At 41.5% G+C, this 22,434-nt stretch carries 21 protein-coding genes; 9 read left to right on the top strand and 12 right to left on the bottom strand.

What is annotated here, in order from left to right:
* The first annotated feature begins 31 nt into the window (after positions 1–31).
* Positions 32–478: an archease gene (locus tag BK009_RS06220; RefSeq protein WP_100905807.1), complete on the top strand. Its 447-nt coding sequence runs from the start codon at positions 32–34 to the stop codon at positions 476–478.
* Positions 479–531: 53 nt separating this feature from the next.
* Positions 532–1,593, top strand: a complete 1,062-nt coding sequence (locus BK009_RS06215) for a DUF2927 domain-containing protein (RefSeq protein WP_100909245.1) — start codon at positions 532–534, stop codon at positions 1,591–1,593.
* 226 nt (positions 1,594–1,819) lie between these two features.
* Here the strand turns inward: BK009_RS06215 and BK009_RS06210 are convergent, their stop codons facing one another.
* A complete protein-coding gene (locus BK009_RS06210; RefSeq protein ID WP_100906737.1) occupies positions 1,820–2,176 on the bottom strand; it encodes a hypothetical protein in 357 nt (118 codons plus the stop codon).
* A 290-nt stretch (positions 2,177–2,466) separates the two neighbouring features.
* On the opposite strand from BK009_RS06210, the gene BK009_RS06205 reads away from it, so the two are divergent.
* The 6 genes from BK009_RS06205 (at position 2,467) to BK009_RS06180 (ending at position 10,132) form a co-directional block, all read left to right on the top strand.
* Positions 2,467–3,915 carry an RtcB family protein gene (locus BK009_RS06205; protein ID WP_100909244.1) on the top strand — a complete coding sequence of 483 codons (1,449 nt, stop codon included), beginning with the start codon at positions 2,467–2,469 and terminating at the stop codon, positions 3,913–3,915.
* A 50-nt stretch (positions 3,916–3,965) separates the two neighbouring features.
* Entirely contained in the window at positions 3,966–4,745 is a 780-nt protein-coding gene (gene mtnP, locus BK009_RS06200) for an S-methyl-5'-thioadenosine phosphorylase (RefSeq protein WP_100905810.1), read from the top strand.
* A 203-nt stretch (positions 4,746–4,948) separates the two neighbouring features.
* Entirely contained in the window at positions 4,949–5,890 is a 942-nt protein-coding gene (gene nadA, locus BK009_RS06195; protein WP_205835882.1) for a quinolinate synthase NadA, read from the top strand.
* A 60-nt stretch (positions 5,891–5,950) separates the two neighbouring features.
* Positions 5,951–6,961: a hypothetical protein gene (locus BK009_RS06190; RefSeq protein ID WP_100909242.1), complete on the top strand. Its 1,011-nt coding sequence runs from the start codon at positions 5,951–5,953 to the stop codon at positions 6,959–6,961.
* Between the two features lie 52 nt (positions 6,962–7,013).
* Positions 7,014–8,765 (top strand): MJ1255/VC2487 family glycosyltransferase, encoded by a 1,752-nt coding sequence (locus tag BK009_RS06185; RefSeq protein WP_100909241.1) that lies wholly within the window; start codon positions 7,014–7,016, stop codon positions 8,763–8,765.
* Positions 8,766–9,001: 236 nt separating this feature from the next.
* Positions 9,002–10,132 (top strand): DUF763 domain-containing protein, encoded by a 1,131-nt coding sequence (locus BK009_RS06180; RefSeq protein ID WP_100909240.1) that lies wholly within the window; start codon positions 9,002–9,004, stop codon positions 10,130–10,132.
* A 247-nt stretch (positions 10,133–10,379) separates the two neighbouring features.
* Here BK009_RS06180 and BK009_RS06175 read toward each other — a convergent pair whose 3' ends face one another.
* From BK009_RS06175 to BK009_RS06165, 3 genes are all read right to left on the bottom strand, one after another.
* The gene (locus BK009_RS06175; protein ID WP_100905814.1) at positions 10,380–10,673 is read right to left on the bottom strand and encodes a 4a-hydroxytetrahydrobiopterin dehydratase; all 294 of its coding nucleotides are present in this window, start codon (positions 10,671–10,673) and stop codon (positions 10,380–10,382) included.
* A 138-nt stretch (positions 10,674–10,811) separates the two neighbouring features.
* Positions 10,812–11,300, bottom strand: coding sequence for a tetratricopeptide repeat protein (locus BK009_RS06170; protein ID WP_100909239.1), 489 nt, complete (start codon positions 11,298–11,300; stop codon positions 10,812–10,814).
* A 599-nt stretch (positions 11,301–11,899) separates the two neighbouring features.
* Positions 11,900–12,391 (bottom strand): hypothetical protein, encoded by a 492-nt coding sequence (locus BK009_RS06165; protein ID WP_100905816.1) that lies wholly within the window; start codon positions 12,389–12,391, stop codon positions 11,900–11,902.
* Between the two features lie 571 nt (positions 12,392–12,962).
* Between BK009_RS06165 and pdxS the strand changes: the two genes are divergently transcribed.
* Positions 12,963–13,844 (top strand): pyridoxal 5'-phosphate synthase lyase subunit PdxS, encoded by an 882-nt coding sequence (pdxS, locus tag BK009_RS06160; protein ID WP_100906923.1) that lies wholly within the window; start codon positions 12,963–12,965, stop codon positions 13,842–13,844.
* Positions 13,845–13,957: 113 nt separating this feature from the next.
* On the opposite strand, the gene BK009_RS06155 is transcribed toward pdxS, so the two are convergent.
* The 8 genes from BK009_RS06155 to BK009_RS06120 form a co-directional block, all read right to left on the bottom strand.
* The gene (locus tag BK009_RS06155; protein WP_100906922.1) at positions 13,958–14,740 is read right to left on the bottom strand and encodes an Fpg/Nei family DNA glycosylase; all 783 of its coding nucleotides are present in this window, start codon (positions 14,738–14,740) and stop codon (positions 13,958–13,960) included.
* 302 nt (positions 14,741–15,042) lie between these two features.
* Positions 15,043–15,381 (bottom strand): P-II family nitrogen regulator, encoded by a 339-nt coding sequence (locus tag BK009_RS06150; protein ID WP_100905818.1) that lies wholly within the window; start codon positions 15,379–15,381, stop codon positions 15,043–15,045.
* 29 nt (positions 15,382–15,410) lie between these two features.
* Positions 15,411–16,637, bottom strand: a complete 1,227-nt coding sequence (locus tag BK009_RS06145; protein WP_100909238.1) for an ammonium transporter — start codon at positions 16,635–16,637, stop codon at positions 15,411–15,413.
* Between the two features lie 473 nt (positions 16,638–17,110).
* Positions 17,111–17,449, bottom strand: a complete 339-nt coding sequence (locus BK009_RS06140; RefSeq protein ID WP_100905820.1) for a P-II family nitrogen regulator — start codon at positions 17,447–17,449, stop codon at positions 17,111–17,113.
* A gap of 63 nt (positions 17,450–17,512) precedes the next feature.
* Positions 17,513–18,742 (bottom strand): ammonium transporter, encoded by a 1,230-nt coding sequence (locus BK009_RS06135; RefSeq protein ID WP_100906921.1) that lies wholly within the window; start codon positions 18,740–18,742, stop codon positions 17,513–17,515.
* Between the two features lie 385 nt (positions 18,743–19,127).
* Complete coding sequence (locus BK009_RS06130) at positions 19,128–20,627, bottom strand: glutamate synthase-related protein (RefSeq protein ID WP_100905822.1); 1,500 nt, start codon at positions 20,625–20,627, stop codon at positions 19,128–19,130.
* Complete coding sequence (locus BK009_RS06125) at positions 20,628–21,734, bottom strand: Coenzyme F420 hydrogenase/dehydrogenase, beta subunit C-terminal domain (protein WP_100909237.1); 1,107 nt, start codon at positions 21,732–21,734, stop codon at positions 20,628–20,630.
* A complete protein-coding gene (locus tag BK009_RS06120) occupies positions 21,735–22,427 on the bottom strand; it encodes a GltB/FmdC/FwdC-like GXGXG domain-containing protein (protein ID WP_100909236.1) in 693 nt (230 codons plus the stop codon). It abuts the gene before it with no gap.
* Positions 22,428–22,434 lie beyond the last annotated feature (7 nt).

Raw genomic sequence — 22,434 nt, 5'->3', positions numbered from 1 at the left:
GTTTTCCGAAACTATAAGAGGTTAGATTTGAGTGGATAATAAAAACACCCTAAAACAATTCGAATTTTTCGATGTTACTGCTGATGTGGGCTTTCGGGCCTATGGTCAGGATCTTAATGATGCTTTTGGCAACGCTGCCCTGGCAATGTTTGAAGTGATGACGGACACATCCCAGGTAAAGCCAAAAGTTATAAGAGAAATTTTGGTGGAATCCGAGGATGAAAAAGCACTGCTTTATGACTGGCTCAGTGAATTACTATTTATCCATGATTATGAGGGTCTGGTTTTCTCCCAATTTACAGTTACTATACAACAAAAGGATCCTGAGACTTTCAACCTCAGTGCTGTGGTGTGGGGAGAAGAATTTAACCAGGCCACCCATGAAGTAAGGGATGAGGTTAAAGCAGTAACCTTTCATTTAATGGAAATTGTTAAGGAAGAAAATAGGTGTACTCTGCAAGTTATTGTGGATACTTAATGGTTACACCCTTTTAATGATAGTTTATCATCAAACCGGGAGTGTTGTATCTAATGCCCTACCTAGTCTGCAAAAAATGCGGAGGATATTACCAGCTTCAGGAAGGAGAATCTCCTGATGATTTTTATGATAAATGCAATTGTGGTGGTGATCTGGAATACCGGGTATCACTGGGGGAAGAATCATCCTCCCATAGGGAATCACTGGGGGAAGAATCACCCATCCACAGGGAATCTCTTGGGGATGAATCATCTACTGTAGAATTGCTTGAAGAGGAATTCCTAAATATAAAATCATTAGAGGAACCACTTATTTATGATGATGACACTGCACAAGCAGACTTGGGGACTAACAGAAACCATTCCACATCGAATTTATTAAGAATAAGCCTAATAATAGGAGTTATTATTCTTTTGATCATATCTTTAGGGTTAATCACCACCAAAAATGATAGTTACGGTGTGTTCAATTCCAATGAAAATGAAAAATACAGTGATGAAGAGATTAACACCTTCATGGAAAGTGCCTTCAGTGCTGATGATTATGGTAACAGCTATGATAAGGTGGGCAAATGGAATATCAACGTGGTAAGAATAAGAGTTATGGGCTCGCCCACACCAGAAGATCTTAAAACCCTTAATAAGGCTATTGATGATATAAATGCAAATGTTAAAGATTTTCAGCTTAAAATTGATGATAAAAATCAGTTAGAAGCAGATATGGAAATTTATTTTGTCCCCCACTCGGAATTTTCCCAATTTTCGATTAACCCATCTAAAGTTGATGGTTTCACAGAATGGAAGGTAAGTATCAGTGGTATTTACGGTGGCAACTCTGCTGGTGAGATATTCAAATCCCGAATTTTCATTGGAATCGACGGATTAAGCCAGAAGCGTCGTTCACATGTAATTGTCCATGAATTGGCCCATGGCCTTGGATTACATCATAACCATAATCAAAACAGTGTAGTGTGCATTAACGGTCCAGACTTAACTGAATTATCTGATCTGGATAAAACCATGATACGAATATTATACAGGAAAGACTTACAACCCTACATGTCCAGATCCCAGGTTGAAACAATTCTTAATAATTCAAGAAGGAGCTTTTTTTAGGAATATTAATTTAAAAATACCTCCAACTCTTAATTTAAAAATACCTCCAACTCTTAATTTAGAAATACCTCCAACTCTTAATTTAAAAATACCTCCAACTCTTAATTTAGAAATACCTCCAACTCTACTTTTAGAAATATATCCTATTCTAATTATTTAGAAATACCTACAATATTTTGGGAATATCTGTTATTCCTTCCCAGTCATGATTTTTTAGAAAATTTTCCTAAATAAATCTACTGGGGAAAAGTATCTTTTTAAGTTCCCTAAGATTTCCAGAAATAAATTCCTCGGCATGGGGGTCAGCCAGTATTTTCAACTGTTTCTGCCCAGTTTCAAGATAAGCCTTCCTTAGTATCTCTTGAAGATCAGGAACATCCATCTCCAGGACCTTCTCTATTTTCACCATATCACTGGAATCAAGCTGTTTTTGGTACTCTTTTATCTGGGTTTCAAATGATTTAACCACATTTTTGTTACCTTTAACCACCATTTTGAGAATTAATGGCGGGACACGGGTAAAAACATCCATTATACCCATGACATCATTCTCGGTTATTATTACTTCATCTTTAGATTCCATAATCATATATCTCCACTATTAAGAGGTTTAATTCACTGCAGGCCCATTCTTATACGTGGCACTGTTTTTTCCCATACCATGTTTTCCTCTTTATTCCATCATGGTTTAACTTTATATCCCCATTTTTCTAGGTTCAGGATTACAAAAGTTAGAAAAATAGAAATCTTGGTATACCAGTTACACCTATAGTTTATCTAGTAGAGAAGTTTATTTGATATTTAAAGATTTAAGTTTCATATTTTTTGAAATACCTATAGGACTAATTAACAAAATTAGGAGATTTGATTATCATGGTTATGGAAGAAACTCTTAAAAAGGTACGTGATTGTGTTTGGGAAGTTCCTGGAGATTATAAAAAGGAAATGAGAGTACCTGGTCGGATATATCTTGATGATGAGTCAATTAAAACCCTGGAAAAGGGAGCAGTAGATCAGGTGGCCAACGTAGCCTGCCTACCAGGGATACAGAAATTTTCCATAGGCCTACCTGACATCCACTTCGGCTACGGATTCAGCATAGGTGGGGTCGGAGCTTTCAGCAGTCGAACCGGAGTTATAAGTCCTGGAGGGGTGGGATTTGATATAAACTGTGGTGTAAGACTTCTCCGCACAGATCTAACCTATGATGAGGTTCAGCCCCGAATCAAAGAACTGATTGATGTCATGTTCCGGAACGTACCCTCAGGTGTAGGGAGCAAAGGAAAAATAAGACTCCGAGAGGGTGAAATCGATGATGTCCTGGACAACGGTGCCAAGTGGGCTGTGGAAAATGGTTACGGCTGGGAAGAAGACCTGGAATACCTGGAGGAGAAGGGATGCATGGCTGATGCCGACTCGGCCCGGGTGAGTGATAAGGCCAAGAAAAGGGGAATACCCCAGCTGGGCAGCCTGGGCTCGGGAAACCACTTCCTGGAAGTTCAGAAAGTAGAGGAAATATTCGATAAAGAAGCCGCTGAAACATTCGGCCTGGAAGAAGGACAGGTAACCGTACTCATCCATTCTGGAAGTAGGGGATGCGGACACCAGGTTTGCAGTGATTACCTGCGTACCATGGACAAGGCAGCCAAACGTTACCAGATCAACCTACCTGACAGACAACTAGCCTGTGCCCCTGTAGAATCAGAAGAAGCCCATGATTATTTCGCGGCAATGTCTGCTGCTGCCAACTACGCCTGGACCAACCGACAAATGATTGTTCACTGGGTACGGGAATCCTTTGAACAGATATTCCATAGGGATGCCGAAGACATGGGTATGAAGATTGTTTATGATGTGGCCCATAATATTGCCAAGAAAGAGATACACACCATTAAAGGAAAGAACAATCAGCTCTATGTCCATCGAAAAGGAGCCACTCGTGCATTTGGACCTGGAAGAGAGGAATTACCATCAGATTATCGGAAAATTGGTCAGCCTGTACTCATCCCTGGAACCATGGGTACATCTTCCTATGTCTTACACGGTACACAGACTGCAATGGATGAAACCTTTGGATCCACTGCCCATGGTGCCGGACGCCAGATGAGCCGTGCCGGTGCCAAACGTAGCTACCGTGGAGAAGACATCCTCAAAATCCTGGAAGGTAAGGGCATATATGTGAAGGCCAATTCCATGCCAGTGGTGGCAGAAGAAGCCCCAGGAGCCTATAAAGATGTGGACCAAGTGGTTAAAACCGCACACACAGCAGGTATCTCTAGATTAGTGGGTAGAATGGTGCCAATGGGAGTAGCCAAGGGATAAAAACCCTTTATAATATTTTTTTTAAGGTTACAAAAGGAGAACTAGAGAACATGATCGGAATTGTAGGTGGCACTGGAGTGTACCAGATAGTCGAAATGGGAGAATTAAAGGAGAAAAAGGTCTTAAACACACCATTTGGTGAATCTCCCCCCATATCTATACTAAAATTTGAAGATCAGGAGGTTGCCTTCTTACCACGCCACCGGGAGGGTCATGATAACCCGCCCCACATGATCAATTACCAGGCCAACATCTACGCTCTTAAAATGCTGGGGGCCGAAGCAATCATTGCCACCAATGCAGTAGGATCCCTAGATGAATCCATTAAACCTGGAGAATTCCTAATACCTGACGATTTTTTGGATTTCACCCGCAAAAGGCCTTTCACCTTCTATGATGACCGTGCAGTTCACGTGGACGTCACTCAACCATACTGTCCCCAGCTGGCAGAAACCATAATCTCTGCCGGGCGAAAGGTAGATGGTAAACTAATTAAGGGCGGTGTATACGTGTGCACCGAGGGGCCCAGATTTGAAACCCCAGCCGAGATCCGCATGTTCCGCCAGATCGGGGGTACAGTGGTGGGTATGACTGGCCTACCCGAAGTCGTCCTGGCCCGGGAACTTGAAATGTGCTACGCATCCATATGCATGGTTTCCAATTACGCAGCTTCAGTATCCTCAGAGAAAATCACCATAGATGAGGTATTTGAAATTCTGGATGAGAAAAAGAAGGAATTAACCAAACTAATTTACAATTCGGTTATTAACATTTCTAGTGATGGAAATTGTCCCTGCAAATGTGCCCTGGAAGGTGCAGAAATAGATTAGTTTAGCTAAATAGGGGTATTCTAAGGATAAATCTAAAATAATCCCTTATTTCAGGGGTTATATCCAATATCTTCTGATCATATTAAATCTTTACAAATATGGGAAAGTTTTTTTAATAGGGAAATATAATAAGATTTTTTATATAGGTCATTCTTGCCATTTTTTGTAATCTTCACATCCCTAAACCAGGGACTATCATTCTAATGAACCTAATTAAAGGAGAGTTCAGGTTGAACCAAGAACAGGAAGAAATTCTTAAACTTAAAGAAGAAAAAAATGCCATAATACTGGCTCATAATTATCAAACTCAGGAAATACAGGAGATTGCAGATTTTTTAGGCGATTCTCTGGAACTGTGTATCAAAGCTTCGCAAATAGAGGAAGCGGATCTGGTTATCTTTTGTGGAGTGGACTTCATGGCCGAAACTGCGGCCATCTTAAATCCATCCAAAAAGATAGTGATACCTGATACCCAGGCAGAGTGTCCCATGGCCCACATGCTCCCAGCTGAAGAAGTAAGAAAATATAAAAAGAGATACCCTCAAGCGGAGGTGGTGTTATATGTTAACACTCTGGCTGAAGCTAAAGCCGAAGCAGACATATTATGCACATCAGCCAACGCAGTTCAGGTAGTAGAAAGCCTTGAATCGGATCAGGTACTCTTTGGTCCCGATATGAACCTGGCCAGCTTCGTGGAAAAAAGAACAGATAAGGAAATAATCCCCATCCCCGAGTTGGGCTACTGTTACGTTCATAAAATGTTCAACACTGCCGATGTAACCTTTTCCCGGGAGAACTATGCTGATGCAGAAGTACTGGTACACCCGGAATGTGATGCGGAAGTACAGGAAATGGCAGACCACATACTAAGCACCGGGGGAATGATAAGACACCTGGCTCTGTCTGAAAATAAAAGTTTCCTCATAGGCACGGAAGTGGACATGGTAACCAGGCTGCGCAGGGAAAACCCGGATAAACTTATCTACCCATTACTGGACGAAGCTATATGTGAAAATATGAAACTCCACACCCTGGAAAAGGTTAAAACATCCCTGATTGAGGAAAAATTCCAGGTCAAAGTTCCAGAAGAAATTGCAAATAAGGCCAGGGTAGCGGTGGAGAGAATGCTGGAAGTCAGTAAATAACTTTCAGTAGTAAAATTATTAGCATTCAATTGATTAGAATTATTTTTATGGTGATACGTAGTGAAAATAGATAAAACAGGATTATTTGGAGTTATACTGATACTTGTAGGGCTGATTGTTTACGCCACATCCTCACTGGACCAGCTGGTTATGATGATCACCTGGCCACTTTTATCTGGTTCATCCGAGGGTAAAGCAGTCCTTTTCATGATGTTAATAGGTAGTTTCCTAATCCTGAACTCCTTGATTAATACCAACCGGTTTTTAGCACCAGTAAATGAAAAAACCACAGAATACAGTCCGGATGGTAAAAAATTCCTCAAATGGACCATACTCATAATCCTGTTAACCTGTCTGGTAGGACTTTTAATCGAGTTTTCCATTCGTTTTAAGTATGGTGTGTCTCCTTTAACCATTTTCGTCTCCACCAACCCCACTTCCACGACCACCAGCCCCATGCACACCCATGTCTTCAAATCAGTTTTCGGACATATTGCCGATACTATGGGTGGATTGGTCCCGGAAAATGTTCACACTGGAGGCAGCCTCTACCCTGAAGTGATTCCCTGGGGTTACTTCATATTCATAACCCTCCCCCTGGCATATATAACTGGATTGCTGTCTTTAAACATGGGAAAGGATATATACAGGGTTATTCTGGCATTTGCATTGGCTCTGGCCCTGATAGGGATGGTGGATGGTGGACTTTACAGCCAGCCCCTACTCATAGGACTGGGTCTTTTATTCATCCTTTACTTCGTGAAAAAACATTTCCAGTTCCGCCAACTAATCTTACCCCTGGCACTCATCTTTCTGGTGGCATTGTCCGGGTTGGCATTGGAACTGGCAGGGAATAACAGTTCGTATCATGAGATAAAAGTCTTGAACCAGTTTGAACCCGTTGATCTGAGTGGTTACAATGTTCTAAGCACGGAAATGCAGGGTAACATGACGGTGATACGAATTGACACCAGTCAGAGTGATAAAACCACTCTGGAAAGTCTTTTTAAGACTTATGAGGGTCGGGCTGATGGATTTTTCATAACCTGGAATTTCTTCTCCTACTTTTAATGAATCCGAAAATGTCTTAAACAAAAAGTCAAATAGAAACATTTAGGTGAAAATGAAGCTTTCAATTATCATACCTACCTTTAACGAGGAAAATTACCTCCCCCATCTCCTGGAGAGTATAAAAAGGCAGGATTTCTCAGATTATGAGGTTATAGTGGCCGATGCAGGTTCCGAAGATAGCACTAAAGACATTGCCCAGGAATGGGGATGTAAAGTTGTGGAGGGAGGTCTTCCTGCTGTAGGTCGCAACCGTGGTGCAGAAGCAGCACGCGGAGAATACCTTCTATTCCTGGATTCAGATGTGATTTTAACCAGGGATTACCTGGAATTATGTCTGGATGAATTTCAAAAAAGGAAGCTGGGAATTGCCATCACCCAAATCGCACCTTTAAGCGACACTTTCCTCAATAAAATAACCCATGATCTTGCTAATTTCTTTATGAAAAGGGTGGAAAACATCAAACCCCATGGGGCAGGTTGTTACGGTATAATCACCACCCGAAACCTTCACTATGAAGTGGAAGGATTTGACGAAGACCTGGACTTTGGAGAGGACACCGATTACATTGAGCGCATCGGTGCCATCAGCCAGTTCAAGGTTCTCAGAAGCCCAAAACTCCTGGTTTCCACCCGCCGACTTCAGGAAGAGGGTATGCGTAATGTGGTTTTAAAGTATGCTAAAAGCACTTTTTACCAGTTCCGGGGCAAGCAAATAACTGCTGAGGACTTGGATTACACCTTCGGACATCCGGGTCAAAGGAGGATAATCTACTCAGTATGTGGTGAAGGGATGGGACACGCCATAAGGGGCAGAGTCCTCCTCAACCATTTAACCAAGAACAATGAAGTTCACATATTTGCATCAGATCGGGCCTATGATTACCTGGCCGCTCATTTTGACCATGTTTACAAAATCGGCGGATTTAACACAGTATATGAGGATAACACTGTTCAGAACACCAAAACGTTCATCAAGGGGATGAAAGACCTCCCAGGGGATTTGAAAAAAAGTTTAAGGCTGATGTACAGTGTGGCCAAGGCAATAAAGCCCCAGATCATCATCTCTGATTTTGAATTTTATTCCAATCTCCTCTCCAAGGTACTGCGTGTTCCACTGATCAGTCTGGATAATATGCATGTACTTACCCAGGCAGAATTGGATGTCCCCCGAAAGTTCCGTACTGATAGAATAGCCGCTGAAAGTGTGGTCAGATCATTTATCCAAATGCCCACATTCTATCTAATCACCAGTTATTTTTATCCTCCTCTTAAAAATTCTAATAAAACCAAATATTTCCCACCAGTACTGAGAGATGCCATAATGGAACTGGAACCATATAATGGAGAGCATGTACTGGTTTACCAGACCAGTGACTCCAATGAGAGATTAATGGATATTCTGAAGGAATTCGATGATGAATTCATTGTCTATGGATTCCACCGTGATGAGCGGGATGAAAACCTGCTGTTTAAAAGTTTCAATGAGGATGAATTTTTCACAGACCTATCCCAGGCCCGGGCAGTAATCTCCAATGGTGGATTCACCCTTATAAGCGAAGCTCTCTATCTGGGAAAACCGGTTTTAAGTGTTCCAGTGAAAAAACAGTTCGAACAGACTTTAAATGCTATTTACCTGGAAAAATTGGGGTACGGTGAGTTCCATGAGGATATGCGACGTGAAGATATTGAAAATTTCCTCTCCAGACTGGATGAATACCGAAGAAACATCCATCTAACGTTTTCCCATGATCAAAATCAATCTATTCTAAAGGAACTGGATTTCCTCATTGATAAATGCACTTAAAACAGTGGAACTATTCAGTACGTGCTTATTAAATAATTCTTTACTAGATAAAATAGATGTATAGTGCTAAGTTTTTTATTCTAGTTCAGCTATGTCTTATTCTAGTTCAGCTACTATCAAGAGTATCTTATTTCATTGGTGATAAAATCTTATTTTAAATAGGAGCTAAATCTGATGCTATACTTCTCAAGTGCTCTCACTTAATCCTAATATCCCTTAAAACTAATGATGATAATATGAGTTCAAGAAGTGGTGTGGCCAATTTACCCCTCCACGGTGGTCGTGCCCCCCGCTGGTTGTTCAAGCGCATGGTTAAACTGGCCGGAGCAGTTACAGATTCAATAATCTATGAGTATGGTCCAGATGAATTTTTATCCAGGATCTCGGACCCCCACTGGTTTCAAGCATTTTCCTGTGTCCTGGGGTTTGATTGGCACAGTTCTGGCACAACCACCACCACCTGCGGTGCTCTTAAGACAGCCATCAAACCTGAAGAACAGGGCATACTCATCGCAGGGGGTAAGGGACGGGCTTCCCGGAAAACACCTCAGGAGATCCTGGATGCTGGGGAAGTATTCTCATTATCCTCCGCAAAACTGGAAGAACTGGTTTATTCTAGTAAAATCTCAGCTAAAATTGATAATTCATGTATTCAGGACGGTTACCAGCTTTACCATCATGTTTTTTTCTTAACGGAACGGGGTGACTGGGCGGTGGTGCAGCAGGGAATGAATGAATCCACCAGATACGCCCGGCGGTACCATTGGTTATCTGATTCTGTGGAAAACTACATTAACGAACCCCATAATGGTATCTGTTGCGACCTTAAACAGGAAAAAACCCTGAACATGACCTCTGATCTGAGTTTCGACTCACGTCAAACCAGCCTGGATCTGATTCTGGATAACCCACAACATCTGAAAAAGTACTTCCAGAAAAAAGTGGATCTGAAAGCAGGTCAGGCTAATCTGGATTTATTCTGCCCACAAATCACTTTACCCAGCCATCATCCGGTGCTGGGCACTGATCTATCTCCCCGGGAGTTTGAAGTTCTTCAGAATGCCTGGGAATTGCAACCGGAAAGTTATGAGGAATTAGTTTCTTTAAAGGGTATGGGTCCTAAGAAGATTCGTGCCCTGGCTTTGATTTCAGACCTTGTTTATGGTAACCGGGCCAGCTGGGAGGATCCAGTTAAGTACAGTTTCACCCATGGGGGTAAAGATGGTTTCCCCTACCCTGTGGATCGGGAAGTATACGATCACTCCATTCATACGCTGCAAGATGCACTCCAGCAGGCCAGGCTAGAAAAAAAAGATCGTTATCAAGCCATTAAACGCCTGGAAAATTTGTTGAATGTAGATAATTAACATTTAAGAAGAATATTCTAATTCTTAAAATGGTTGTAATTTATTTAATCAAATCAAACTTGTATTCACCTTCTATTAACCCTAAATTTTTATCCTATATTTTCTTTCATCCCTGATCAGATCATCAAAATGACCCCTATTTCAAGTGTAAATGATCAGCATGAATTAAAATACATGTCGAAACGTTCTTTGTATCGATATTAAATGTTAATTCTCTTGCATTATATTGGCTAAATGGATTAATCAGTCATTCAAACAATTTATTAACTTTCAGGGCAAATAAGAAGTCCAATTCGGTTAATCCGCCCATGTCATCAGTGGTTATTTCCAGGGCTACCTTACCCCATGATAAATTGATTTCGGGATGGTGTTGCATCTCTTCCGCTACTAAACCAACCTTAACTGTGAATTCAAGGGCATTTACAAAGTCCGGAAATTCAAAAACAGATACCAGATAACGGTTTTCAAGAACAGACCAGTTATCAAGCTGGGATGAATTCTGTTCAATTTCTTTTTGACTTAAAAGTTGAGGTAGGGACATAGAACTCCACCATTTTATTCCTTTAATCAATTGTTATAATATGAAATTTTTTTTTATTAAACCATCAGATTCTTTAATAACTCATTATATTCTGTACTAATTGGAGAATGGAAAGTGAAGATCATTGGGGTTTCTTCACTACTTTTTGGATAGCTCTTTTCCAACCAGTTCCATGAGATCTCGGGCTTCTTTAAATTTTTTATCTTTTTTAAGGGCTTTTTTAATTAATTTTAATGATTCATCATATTTTTTAAGGTTATAGAGTCCTTGAGCCTGTAGATACAGGGCGTATTTGTAAAAATCATCCTTTTTGGAATATCTGCCCAGGAACAAGTCGAAAGTGTTTACTGCTTCTTGATATTCCTTCAGAATCAACAGCACATATCCCCGGTTGTACCAAGCCATGTTATCACCAGGTTCCAGCCTGACAACATGTTCAAAACAGTTAAGAGCATCCTGGTATTTGCCAAGCTCCATTAAAGCCACTCCCTTATCATTCCAGGCGGAAACATATTCTTTATCTATTTCCAGTGCACTGTCAAAAAATTTTATTGATTTATCCACTTTTCCCTGTTCTAAAAATGACATGGCCTGTTTATAGAACATTTCTGCTTCTTTGATAGCCATTTAATCAACTCCTGGTTATATACTCTTACTGTTGACTTATAAGTTTGATATAATATATAAGGACTCAGTTAACCCAATATACAATAATACCAATTAAATACATATTTCGTATTATGTTGAATAAATAATTGTAGATATTAATATCTAGGCCACTTTTATCTGTTTAATTAACAGTTTTCGGTAATTAATATTTGCTCTAAATAGAAAATAGTATTTCTAATCAGCTTATTTTCACAGGTTGAATAATGGTGAAATTAGGGGGACTTAAATATTTTTATCACTAATAAAAAATATATAAAAAGTATTACTCATAGGTTTTTAATGTATGATACTTAAAGAAATCTTAATAAATATAATGGCCAAAAAGAATGGTTTTTTCAATGGATTGATTTATTTTCCAGTATGAAGTGAGATTTTTTTGGGAAAAGTCTATGAAAATATTATGTAATTATATACATACTATTTAATTACAAGTCATTACAACTAATTACATTACTTTAATGTCAGTAGAATTCTTGAGCTCAAAAGAATCTCATAAAGAATAATATTCTTATTATCACCAAAAGAAGTAATTATCCATGATTTTATTATAAAACTAATCAATGATCTTCATTTTTCATCCATCTGGTTTCATAATTTCGGATCCAGATAAGTTCCTTTAAGAGAAGATCTCCAGGTCCTTTAGGATTGATTTCAATTTTTTCCATTTGATCCTCTGTTAAGTGGTCCAAGAGTTTTTCCCAATCTTCAACATTGGTATAGGTCTGTTTTTTAACCCGGTAAATGCTGTGCTCCAGGGATTCCAGCACCAGATCAACATCATCCCCATCCTCCAGAAAGGAAATATGCTGGTTTAAAATAGGTATCAAGGCTTCATCCAACTGAATCTGAGCAGTAAGATAAGCTTCATAGGGGTTATCGTAACGAATGAAATTAACTTTTTTAGGATTTCCCTTCTCGAAATCCCCCACTTCTTGGACAACCTCATCTGTTTCTTCACGGTGATAATATTGAAAAAGTTCCTCAACCAGATTAGGTCTTTCTTCTTCTAAAAATAATTTGTACCTGGTTAGTTTATTGATTATACTCAACCTTTCCTCCGGGTCTTCCGTGATAAAACCTCCATCTACAGCCGGGTGTTAAAAATTCTGTAATTATTTAATCAGTTTCCTAATATGTAACTGGGTTCTTAAATAAATCCACGATATGGGAAGATTTTCTAACCAGACAATGAACTATCTAACCAGACAATGAACTATCTAACCAGACAATGAACTAATTCTTAAGAACTGTTAAATTTACTATATTATAGATATTCTACGGTAACATATTCCATTAATGCACTCTTTGAAATATGGGGACTATATAAATCCTAATAACTGGATAACTATCCAGCAGTCTTACCTTTGATGGGTTCAGGGATCATAGGGGGTGTTTTACATCTTTCAAATATTCAATCCATCCCAACTGGTCCAAAATTTTAATAACCCCCAAGGAAAATTGAAATATGTATACTAAAAATTTAAAATTTTTGATAAAATAATGATTTTCTAGGGAATTAAAACGTATCTACAAATGGTTTTATCCCGGTAAATCAGTGATTAATGAGATTTTATTAGATGTCTCTAATTAATCATAATAAATCCACATGGAGGAAATAACATGCTACATGGAACTGAATTATTGAAGAAGGGTTTTGCCAAGATGACCAAGGGTGGAGTTATCATGGATGTGGTTAACGCTGAACAGGCAGTTATTGCCGAGGAAGCTGGAGCTGTTTCTGTAATGGCTTTAGAGAAGGTTCCTGCCGATATAAGGGCTTCTGGGGGAGTGGCCCGTATGGCAGACCCCAGTAAAGTTACCGAGATCATGGATGCCGTGAGCATCCCGGTGATGGCCAAGGTACGGATTGGCCACTTTGTGGAAGCACAGGTCCTGGAGTCACTGGGAGTGGACATGATCGACGAGAGCGAGGTTTTAACCCCTGCCGATGAAAAATTCCATATCGATAAAAAACAATTCACCATACCATTTGTCTGCGGAGCCAGAAACCTGGGTGAAGCTCTCCGAAGGATCGATGAGGGAGCCGCAATGATCAGAACCAAAGGAGAAGCAGGTACTGGTAATGTGGTGGAAGCAGTCCGACACATGCGTATGATCCAGGGAACAATCCGGGAACTCAAGGACATGACCGAAGAGGAACTTTGGAATGTGGCCCGGGAGGAAGAAGCACAACTATACCTGGTTAAGGAAACTCAGAAACAGGGACGATTGCCTGTGGTGAACTTTGCTGCCGGGGGAGTGGCTACCCCAGCCGACGCCGCCCTTATGATGCAATTAGGAGCAGATGGAGTATTCGTGGGAAGTGGAATTTTCAAATCCGAAAACCCAGAAATAGTGGCCAAGGCTATAGCCGAAGCAACCGCCCACTACGAGGACGCTGGAGTCATAGCTGAGGTTAGCCGTGACCTGGGTAAAGCAATGCCTGGTCTGGAAATAAGCCAGATACCAGAATCAGAGAGATTACAGGATAGAGGATGGTAAACTAACCCCTATTCACTTATTTTTATTTTTGATTACCAATAGTTTTTATTTATGTAGAATAGTTGATGTAAAATAGCTAAAAGTCCCTAATCAAAATAAAATATTGGGTTTATCTATTTTCTCATCTTCTGTCGGTGGGGGCATAGGAATGTGGTCCGGCCCCCAACCTTTATAATCTTTAATGGGTACCCTTCCGGACATTCTCCACCTTTATGGCGGTGGGGAAGAATATATGATTCGGGAAGGGATTCAATTTTATCATGGTGATCTATGGCTTTTTGGAGTACTTTCTTCATAGCACTGAAAACCCGTTCCCATTCAGGGTCATTTAATAAATTTGCTGGTGTCATAGGGTGTACCCGGCTCTGGTAGAGTATTTCATCAGCGTAAAGATTACCAATGCCTGCTAATATGTTCTGGTTTAAGAGTAATGATTTCATCATACCTTTTTTACCCTGTAGAATTTTCCGAAAATCTTCATAATTCACCTCCAGCGCATCAGGACCCAATCCTCTACTTTTAATGAATTCAATCGGATTTCGGGTTAGGCCCAGTTTCCCGAATTTACGGGCATCATCAAAGGATAGGAAATTGCCACTGGAAAACTTTATCAGCAGCCTGGGGTATCTGGAACTATTTTTTTTATCATAGTGCAGGAATCCGGTCATTCCGAAGTGCATTATCAAGAACAGTTCATTATCCAGCTTTCCGAAGAGATATTTCCCGTATCTAAGACTTTCTATAAATTCGTGTCCTTCCAGGGATTCTCTCATCTGGGTGGTGCTGGTTCCCACTAGGATTTCTGGACTGATTACCGTCACAGCGGTTATTGGTTGCAATAGGGAGGTTTTATCAAAGTATCTTTTGAAAGTTTCCACACTGGGTAGTTCTGGCATTTAAGTCACCATTAATTTCTATGTTTATTTTAATTACCCTTTATTTTAGAGTTTATAAAACAAAGTTATTTCATTTAATTTATTTTTAGTGAATACTATACTCTGTTAGAATAGTTTTAGTAAGAACATAAATTATGAAGTTTGATTATAAATTGATCTCAAAAAAAAATATAATCGATTATCGATTAATTATGATACTTTGAAAAGGATTTGATTATGATAATTTAGAAAAGGATTTGTTATGAGACTTTTAAAAAGAAAAAAGGAGGAAAGGGGGGTTTAAAGTGGATTTTGGAGGAATTTTAAACGGCTTCTTCTCCCCTTTCCCCGGTTCGTATACGGACAACATCTTCTACAGATGAGATGAATATTTTTCCATCTCCAATGTCCCCGGTTTGTGCTGTTTCTACTATTGCTTTTATCACAGCTTCTAAATCCTCATCTGATACTACTATTTCCAGACGGGTTTTGGGTAGCAAGTCGATTCGGTAATCACTCCCTCGGTAACTTTCGGTAATACCTAACTGTCGTCCGCGACCTTTAACTTCAGTCACGGTTATTCCATGGCATCCGATTTTTTCCAGGGCATCTTTAACTTCGTCTAATTTATTGGGCCGAATTATAGCCACGATTTCTTTCATCATATCACCTCATGGATTGCGCATATTTATTAGATCCGGTAACCGGTCTCCTCGTGTTGAGTGATGTCCAGTCCTTCGATTTCTTCCTTATCGTCCACACGCAGTCCCATGACAATGTCAATGATTTTACCGATTACAAGAGTAGCTACGAAACTGTATGCTGCCACTACCACCACTGCAACTATCTGGGTAAGTAACTGTCCAGGGTTACCGTAGAATAATCCAGTTCCCAGTTCATTTACAAATGGTGCGGCGAATAAACCAGTGGCTAGAGCACCCCATAAACCGGACATACCGTGTATACCAACTACGTCCAGGGCATCGTCGTAACCCAGTTTTGGTTTGAGGTAGCTTATGGCAAAGTATGAAATTACACTGGTTATTAGGCCGATGATCACAGCAGCCTGCACAGTTACAAAACCTGCTGCAGGTGTGATTGCCACTAAACCGGCTATTGCACCGGATATTGCACCCAGTACTGTTGGTTTACCAGTTTTGAGGTAGTCGATTATTACCCAGGAGATCATGGCTGCTGCGGCTGCAGTGTTGGTTACTATGAATGCACTTCCTGCCAGTCCACCGGCAGTTAATGCTGAACCTGCGTTGAATCCGAACCAGCCGAACCATAATAGTCCTGCACCGATTATGGAGTAACCCAACTGGTGAGGCAGTAGTTTGGTGTCTTTTCTTTTACCTAACAGTAATATCAGGGCCAGGGCAGCTACACCAGAGTTGATGTGCACCACGGTACCGCCAGCGAAGTCCAGAGCACCTAACTGTGCCAGGAATCCTCCACCCCATACCCAGTGGGCTATAGGTACGTATACCAGGGAAACCCAGGCAGCTATAAATACCATCCAGGAGGATACTTTCATCCTTTCCACCACTGCACCGGAGATCAGTGCCACGGTGATGGCGGCAAATGTCATCTGGAAGGCTATGAATACTGTTTCGGGCACGGTTGTTGCCAGTGTTGATAACTGGTCTACTCCTATTCCACTGAATAGAAGATTAACCGGATTTCCGATTATTCCAAATAACATGTCTTCTCCGAATGCGAACTGGTAACCGTAAAGTACCCAGATGATACTGGTAATTGAGAATGCGATAAGAGACATGAACATTGTGTTTAATACATTTACTTTCTTGGTGAGACCTCCATAGAATAGCGCCACCCCAGGCACGGTCATGAGCATTACCAGTGCGGTAGAGATGAGCAACCACGCGGTATCACCACTGTTTAAGACAGGGTCCATTGATTTTTTCCTCCTTTATTCCATCATATTTTTTTATATTTGGGTTTTCTCTAGATTTTTGTAAACAAAGATACAAACACTATTTTAAAGTGTTAAAGATATTTTTTGGGCTGTTTTGGGCTTAGGTCAATGTTTAAAGCACTTTTTTCCACTTTTTTTCACTATTTACTTCATGAAAAATTCACCCCAATTACCGGATATCGGAAGCATACTTCCGACATCTGATCATTGTACCTTCCTCCTTATAAATGTTTTGGTCAAACGTTAGATAAAATGCCCATTCTCTATATTTTTGGCAGGTTTTCCTGAATATTCTCTGGGAATTAATACAGTGTTTTGGTATATACTTAAAAAAATAAAACTTGTATCTGAAAACTTGTATCTGAATTATTACAATTCGGATTTTGAAATTTAGGGCCCAAAATGGATATTTAACAATAGATTAATAAAAAGAAGAATGTGGGGAAATTAAGTTAAATGGCTTTTTTTCCCCTTTCTCCGGTACGAATTCGCACTACATCTTCTACAGGAGATATGAAAATCTTTCCATCGCCAATGCAACCAGTTTGAGCACTTTTGACAATGGTATCCACGATCGCTTCCACATCTTCTGCTGGGGCAACGATTTCCACCTGGGTTTTGGGAAGCAGGTCGACTTTGTAGTCTTTCCCCCGGTAACTTTCCGTAATTCCCAACTGTATTCCACGTCCTTTAACTTCTTTAACTGTCATCCCCAGGCAGCCAATATCTTCCAGGGCCTGTTTCACGTCTTCCAGTTTGTCAGGTCTGATGATGGTCATGATCTTCTTCATTTAATCACCTCAATGATTATTGTATAAGGGGTTATGGCAGTTTTGTATTTTTATAGATGCCTATTATGGTCTGTAACCGGATTCCTCATGTAGGTTAAGATCCAGTCCCTGCACTTCATGATCCTCTTCTACTCTCAGACCAATAGTTCGATCTATAACCTTACCAATAAGATAGGTGGCTACAAAGGAGTAAAGTCCAACAACAACTACTGCCAGGAGCTGGATTCCAAGTTGAGCAGGGTTACCGGCTATGAGACCTCCTTTTATGGCACTGTTTATGAGGGGGGTTGCAAATATACCTGCAGCCAGGGTTCCTATGATCCCGGACATTCCGTGGATACCGAATACATCCAGAGCATCATCATAGCCGATTAAGGGTTTAAGATGACTGACTGCATAGTAACAGATCACTGAGGACATGAAACCAATTATCAGTGCGGAGGTAATGTTCACATAACCAGCGGCAGGTGTTATGGTAGCTAAACCTGCTACTGCTCCGGATAAAGCTCCCAGTAGGGTTGGTTTTCCAGTGTTAAGTTTGTCCATGAGCACCCAGGCCAGCATTCCCATGGCTGCAGAGGTGTTGGTGACGATCATGGCTGAAACTGCCAGGTTAGTTGCTCCCAGTGCAGATCCAGCGTTGAATCCGAACCAACCAAACCATAGGAGTCCGGTACCAATTACTGAATAGCCAAGGTGGTGGGGGAGTAGTCTGGCATTCTTTCGAATACCCACCAATAACACCAGGGCCAGGGCACCTATACCTGAGCTTAAATGTACTACTATTCCCCCGGCAAAGTCCAGCACTCCCATCTGGAATAGCCATCCTCCGCCCCATACCCAGTGGGCAATGGGCAGGTAGACCATGGTTAACCAGAGTGGCACAAAGGCCAGCCATGCCGAGAATTTCATCCGTTCTACAATTGCGCCGCTGATAAGTGCCACGGTTATGGCTGCAAAAGTCATCTGGAAAACGGCATAAAGTCCTTCGGGTATGGTGGGGGCGTAACTAGATAGGGTGCCTGATTCTAACACTCCATTGAAGAATGGGTTGGTTAGAGTCCCCAAGACTCCCCATATATCAGCACCGAAGGCCAGATCATATCCATAAATAAACCAGAGTACACTTACTATTGAAAAGGTAATGAATGATAAAAACAATGTGTTTAAAACGTTTTCTCGACGGATAAGTCCTCCATAAAAGAGAGCTAATCCCGGTATGGTCATGAGAATTACCAGGGCAGTGGATATCAACATCCAGGCCGTATCACCACTACTAAAAATAGGATCCATTAATATTTCCTCCTTTTTATAAATAATTCATTTAAATTTTGTTTTTCCACTTTCAACATTTTTTAGAGGTTCTCCCAGTTTTTTGGCACGGTCCATGGTAGACACCGGAAGCTGATGGCAATAGGCTGGGGGAAACATACTTCCGATATGTTTTCGTTATATAAATAATTTTGTTATTTGGATTTAAGGAAAAAGAGCATAATGACTTAATTTTGATATTAACAAGTTAAATTCATTAAAGTTACCTAAAAAAATAGTAATTTTAACAATAAATCTGCAATATTCAAAAATCATCAATAAATCAGGAAATATCCAAAAAATAGCAGTTAAAATTTAAAAAATTTCAAACCTGGAAAAAGGAATTAAAAAAAAGGAATATGGGGAATTACCCCCTTATAGGTGCTTCCAGACCGGCCATCTTAACTCCAGTCATGGCTGATGACTCCACAGTTAAAGCCCTCAGATCATCCTTCTCCAGTTTAAGTAAATCGGTGTTACCGGCCTGTTGAGTTAGCATCACTGCTTCTTCAGTCATGGCTTCAATGTAACGGGCCACGCGTTTACCACCTTCCAAGTAGTCCAGCCTACGTCGTAGCTGCGGGTTCTGGGTGGCGATTCCCTTACGGCAGGTTCCAGCGTAACACATCTGACATACACGACAGCCAATACTCACCAGGGCACTGGTGGCAATGTAACAGGCGTCGGCTCCCAGGGCTAAGGCTTTGGCCACATCGGCACCATTCCTTATTCCACCGGCAGCTATGAGACTCACATCTTCCCTCAGGTTGATGTGTTTGAGTGCTTCGTCTGCTTCCACTATGGCGGCTATGGTGGGCACTCCACTGTGTTCAGTGACCACATCGGGTCCGGCTCCAGTTCCTCCTTGCATACCATCCACTACTATGGCATCTGCACCGGCTTTGGCAGCGATTTTCACATCGTCACTGACACGTCCACTGGTGAACTTCACCATGATTGGTATTTTCCAATCGGTGATTTCCCGGAGTTGACTGATCTTCATGGAAAGGTCTTCCGGTCCCACAATATCCATGTGTCGGGCTGGGCTCAGGGCATCGGTACCTTCTGGTATCATCCTGATCTTGGAGACCTCGGCGGTGACCTTCTCTCCCAGGAGATGGCCTCCCATACCTGATTTGGCCCCCTGACCAATTTTGATCTCCACTGCATCCGATTTATTCAAGTATTCGGCGCTGACCCCGAAACGGCCAGAAGCGTACTGGGCAATGAGTTTATTGGCGTACTTTCGTTCTTCAGGAAGCATTCCCCCTTCACCGGTGTTGGTGGCAGTTCCAGCCAGGGTAGCGCCCATGGCCAGGGCGATTTTGGCTTCCTTGGAGAGTGCTCCGAAACTCATGGCTGCAATCATTATTGGTGTATCTATAACCAGTGGGTTTTCAGCGTAACGACTTCCCAGAACTACCCGGGTGTTGCAGGGTTCCCGGTATTTGTCGATGGGTGGTCTGGAAACCTGGGCCGGTACAATTACCAGATCATCAAAGGTGGGTAAGGGTCTGGTGGCTCCACATCCCCTGACCTTGTAGGATCCTTCAGTGGATTTACGGTTGATCTCCACCAGATCGTTGAAGCTCCACACATTCCTGATGTCTTCAGGTGTGGCACTCACTTCGATGGCATTGTTAGGACACATTTCCTCACAGATGCGGCAACCCACACATTTTTCATGGTGCAGGGGATATGGTTCGTCATCCACTATCTCGTATACTCCGTGGGGACAGTTATTGTAACAGGAGTAACAGTTCTGACACAACTTCTCATCCCGGTTGTCACATAGATACCAACAGCAACCAGGACGGTCGAAGTTTCTCTTGCATAGTTCCTGATTTCTCTCTATTTTAAAAGGCATCTAGGACACCTCCTTCTTAGAATCTTCATTTTTCAGTACCTTGAAAACTGGAGCAGCTGAGTATTTGGTACCAGCGGCTTTTTTCACATCTTCAACTTGGGAAGTTAGGATCGCTTCTGGTTTCCAGGGATTATCATCCATTTTATCCACAACAATTACCTCATCAGTTGTGTTTTCATCTAGAATAAAGTTCAAAATGGCAGTTGCCACTCCTCCGTCCTGTCCGTCCACACCATCTGCACGGGCAGATACTATTTTCAGGTAGTCTCCCAGTGGTTTTTGATCCAGATCCCGGTGCAGGACTTCCTGGGAAAGGTAAGTGCGGGGACAGGCCACGTAACATAGATTACAATCTGGGGGGCAGGTTCCCTTTAGTTGTGGTTTACGGTCTTCGATGGATATTATGTTCTCTGGACATACATAATAACAGGCTCCGCAGAGCACACAACTACCCACATCCACCACATCTGCTTTTAAGTCGTTGAACTGGCATGATGAGACTTCTTCCCTGAATTCCGTGTCGTTGATGTATCTCCGGTAGAGTACTGGTCTGGCGACTGATTCCCTCTTTTTTATCTCTTCCTTGTTTTCTTTTTTCTTTTTATTAGCTAAGTTCTCCAATAACACAATACCGGATTGTTCCATGGGTTTAGTTTCAATGTAACCTTTAGATTCAGCTTTATTCAGGGTTTTAAGTCCTTTTTCTGTTCTAGCTATTACAGTGGACCATCCTGGGGCTGATCCCACTGATCCTACTGATAAGTCGGCCAGTTCAGATGTGTAATCCATGCATACTTGGCAGTTTTTCCGCATGCAGACTTTGGCCTTGGATAGGGGGACTTTAAACACATCCCCATCTTTAAGGTGGGCCCAGAGATGCCCCTTTTCTACTCTGAACTGGTTTACATCATCAATTTCAATGTTTTCCTGTTTCAGGAACTCTTTTAAGTAGCTGTGGGAGAAGTTTTCCATACAGAAGAGTCCTAACTTGAATTCCACTGGAGAATCTCCCAGGATCTCTGGGTAATGGTCCATTTTTTCGGCGGCAATGATGTGGCAGGGAGTTCCTACGAGGGTAACACTCTCTCCTTTAGTGTTTTTGGTCATTTATTTTCCCTCCTCTGATTCTTGGCCGTAGAATGGTCGGGCACTGCGGGGCACTATTTTACGGAATCTCTGGTATTTATCTTCTTCCAGGTGGAAGTTGTAACTTTCCAGGAGTTTCTTCAGTTCATTTCTTTCTTTTTCTTCCAGTTCATCTATTTTGGCGTTTTTACCCAGGCTTTTGATCTCACCGCCCACGTAAATAGTTCCCCTGATTATGGATTCACCAGCATCATCGGAGATATCTCCCAGAATGATCATGCGACCTCCCATCATGAAAATGCCGCTCATGAATCCTGAGTTTCCACCCACGATGATGGTCCCGTTTTTCATGATTTCCCCGGTACGAGAGCCTACGTCTTTACGTACAACAACTGTGCCTCCGTATATTCCCTGACCAACTCCGTCTCCAGCGGATCCGTCAATAATTACTTCTCCTTCAGTCATGTTGTCGGCAGGGAACCAGCCCGCGTTTCCATTTATATGTACCCGGGCTCCGTGTATCATGGTGCCGGCAAAATAACCGGCTGAACCGTCAATGACTACCTCTACAGGTTTTGTGAGTCCTGCTACCATGTAATGCATAGCGTTGGGGTTTTCAATAATTATGCGGTCATTATCCTGGGCTGCCTTTTTAATGGTTCGGTTGAGTTCCTGGGGGGTTATCCTTTGAGCGTCAATTTTAAATTCCTTCATTTTTCCA

Origin of the sequence: Methanobacterium subterraneum (assembly GCF_002813695.1) — an archaeon.
Lineage (GTDB): Archaea > Methanobacteriota > Methanobacteria > Methanobacteriales > Methanobacteriaceae > Methanobacterium > Methanobacterium subterraneum.
Note: the sequence above shows the minus strand (reverse complement) of the source record. Positions and strands in the feature narration are given on the sequence as shown.

Coding starts and splice junctions, on each gene's coding strand:
- BK009_RS06180 (WP_100909240.1), top strand. CDS start 9,002: ATGAGTTCAAGAAGTGGTGTGGCCAATTTACCCCTCCACGGTGGTCGT.
- BK009_RS06140 (WP_100905820.1), bottom strand. CDS start 17,449: ATGAAGAAGATCATGACCATCATCAGACCTGACAAACTGGAAGACGTG.
- BK009_RS06135 (WP_100906921.1), bottom strand. CDS start 18,742: ATGGATCCTATTTTTAGTAGTGGTGATACGGCCTGGATGTTGATATCC.
- BK009_RS06150 (WP_100905818.1), bottom strand. CDS start 15,381: ATGAAAGAAATCGTGGCTATAATTCGGCCCAATAAATTAGACGAAGTT.
- BK009_RS06185 (WP_100909241.1), top strand. CDS start 7,014: ATGAAGCTTTCAATTATCATACCTACCTTTAACGAGGAAAATTACCTC.
- BK009_RS06170 (WP_100909239.1), bottom strand. CDS start 11,300: ATGGCTATCAAAGAAGCAGAAATGTTCTATAAACAGGCCATGTCATTT.
- BK009_RS06120 (WP_100909236.1), bottom strand. CDS start 22,427: ATGAAGGAATTTAAAATTGACGCTCAAAGGATAACCCCCCAGGAACTC.
- BK009_RS06125 (WP_100909237.1), bottom strand. CDS start 21,734: ATGACCAAAAACACTAAAGGAGAGAGTGTTACCCTCGTAGGAACTCCC.
- nadA (WP_205835882.1), top strand. CDS start 4,949: ATGAACCTAATTAAAGGAGAGTTCAGGTTGAACCAAGAACAGGAAGAA.
- BK009_RS06155 (WP_100906922.1), bottom strand. CDS start 14,740: ATGCCAGAACTACCCAGTGTGGAAACTTTCAAAAGATACTTTGATAAA.
- pdxS (WP_100906923.1), top strand. CDS start 12,963: ATGCTACATGGAACTGAATTATTGAAGAAGGGTTTTGCCAAGATGACC.
- mtnP (WP_100905810.1), top strand. CDS start 3,966: ATGATCGGAATTGTAGGTGGCACTGGAGTGTACCAGATAGTCGAAATG.
- BK009_RS06130 (WP_100905822.1), bottom strand. CDS start 20,627: ATGCCTTTTAAAATAGAGAGAAATCAGGAACTATGCAAGAGAAACTTC.
- BK009_RS06210 (WP_100906737.1), bottom strand. CDS start 2,176: ATGGAATCTAAAGATGAAGTAATAATAACCGAGAATGATGTCATGGGT.
- BK009_RS06145 (WP_100909238.1), bottom strand. CDS start 16,637: ATGGACCCTGTCTTAAACAGTGGTGATACCGCGTGGTTGCTCATCTCT.
- BK009_RS06205 (WP_100909244.1), top strand. CDS start 2,467: ATGGTTATGGAAGAAACTCTTAAAAAGGTACGTGATTGTGTTTGGGAA.
- BK009_RS06175 (WP_100905814.1), bottom strand. CDS start 10,673: ATGTCCCTACCTCAACTTTTAAGTCAAAAAGAAATTGAACAGAATTCA.
- BK009_RS06215 (WP_100909245.1), top strand. CDS start 532: ATGCCCTACCTAGTCTGCAAAAAATGCGGAGGATATTACCAGCTTCAG.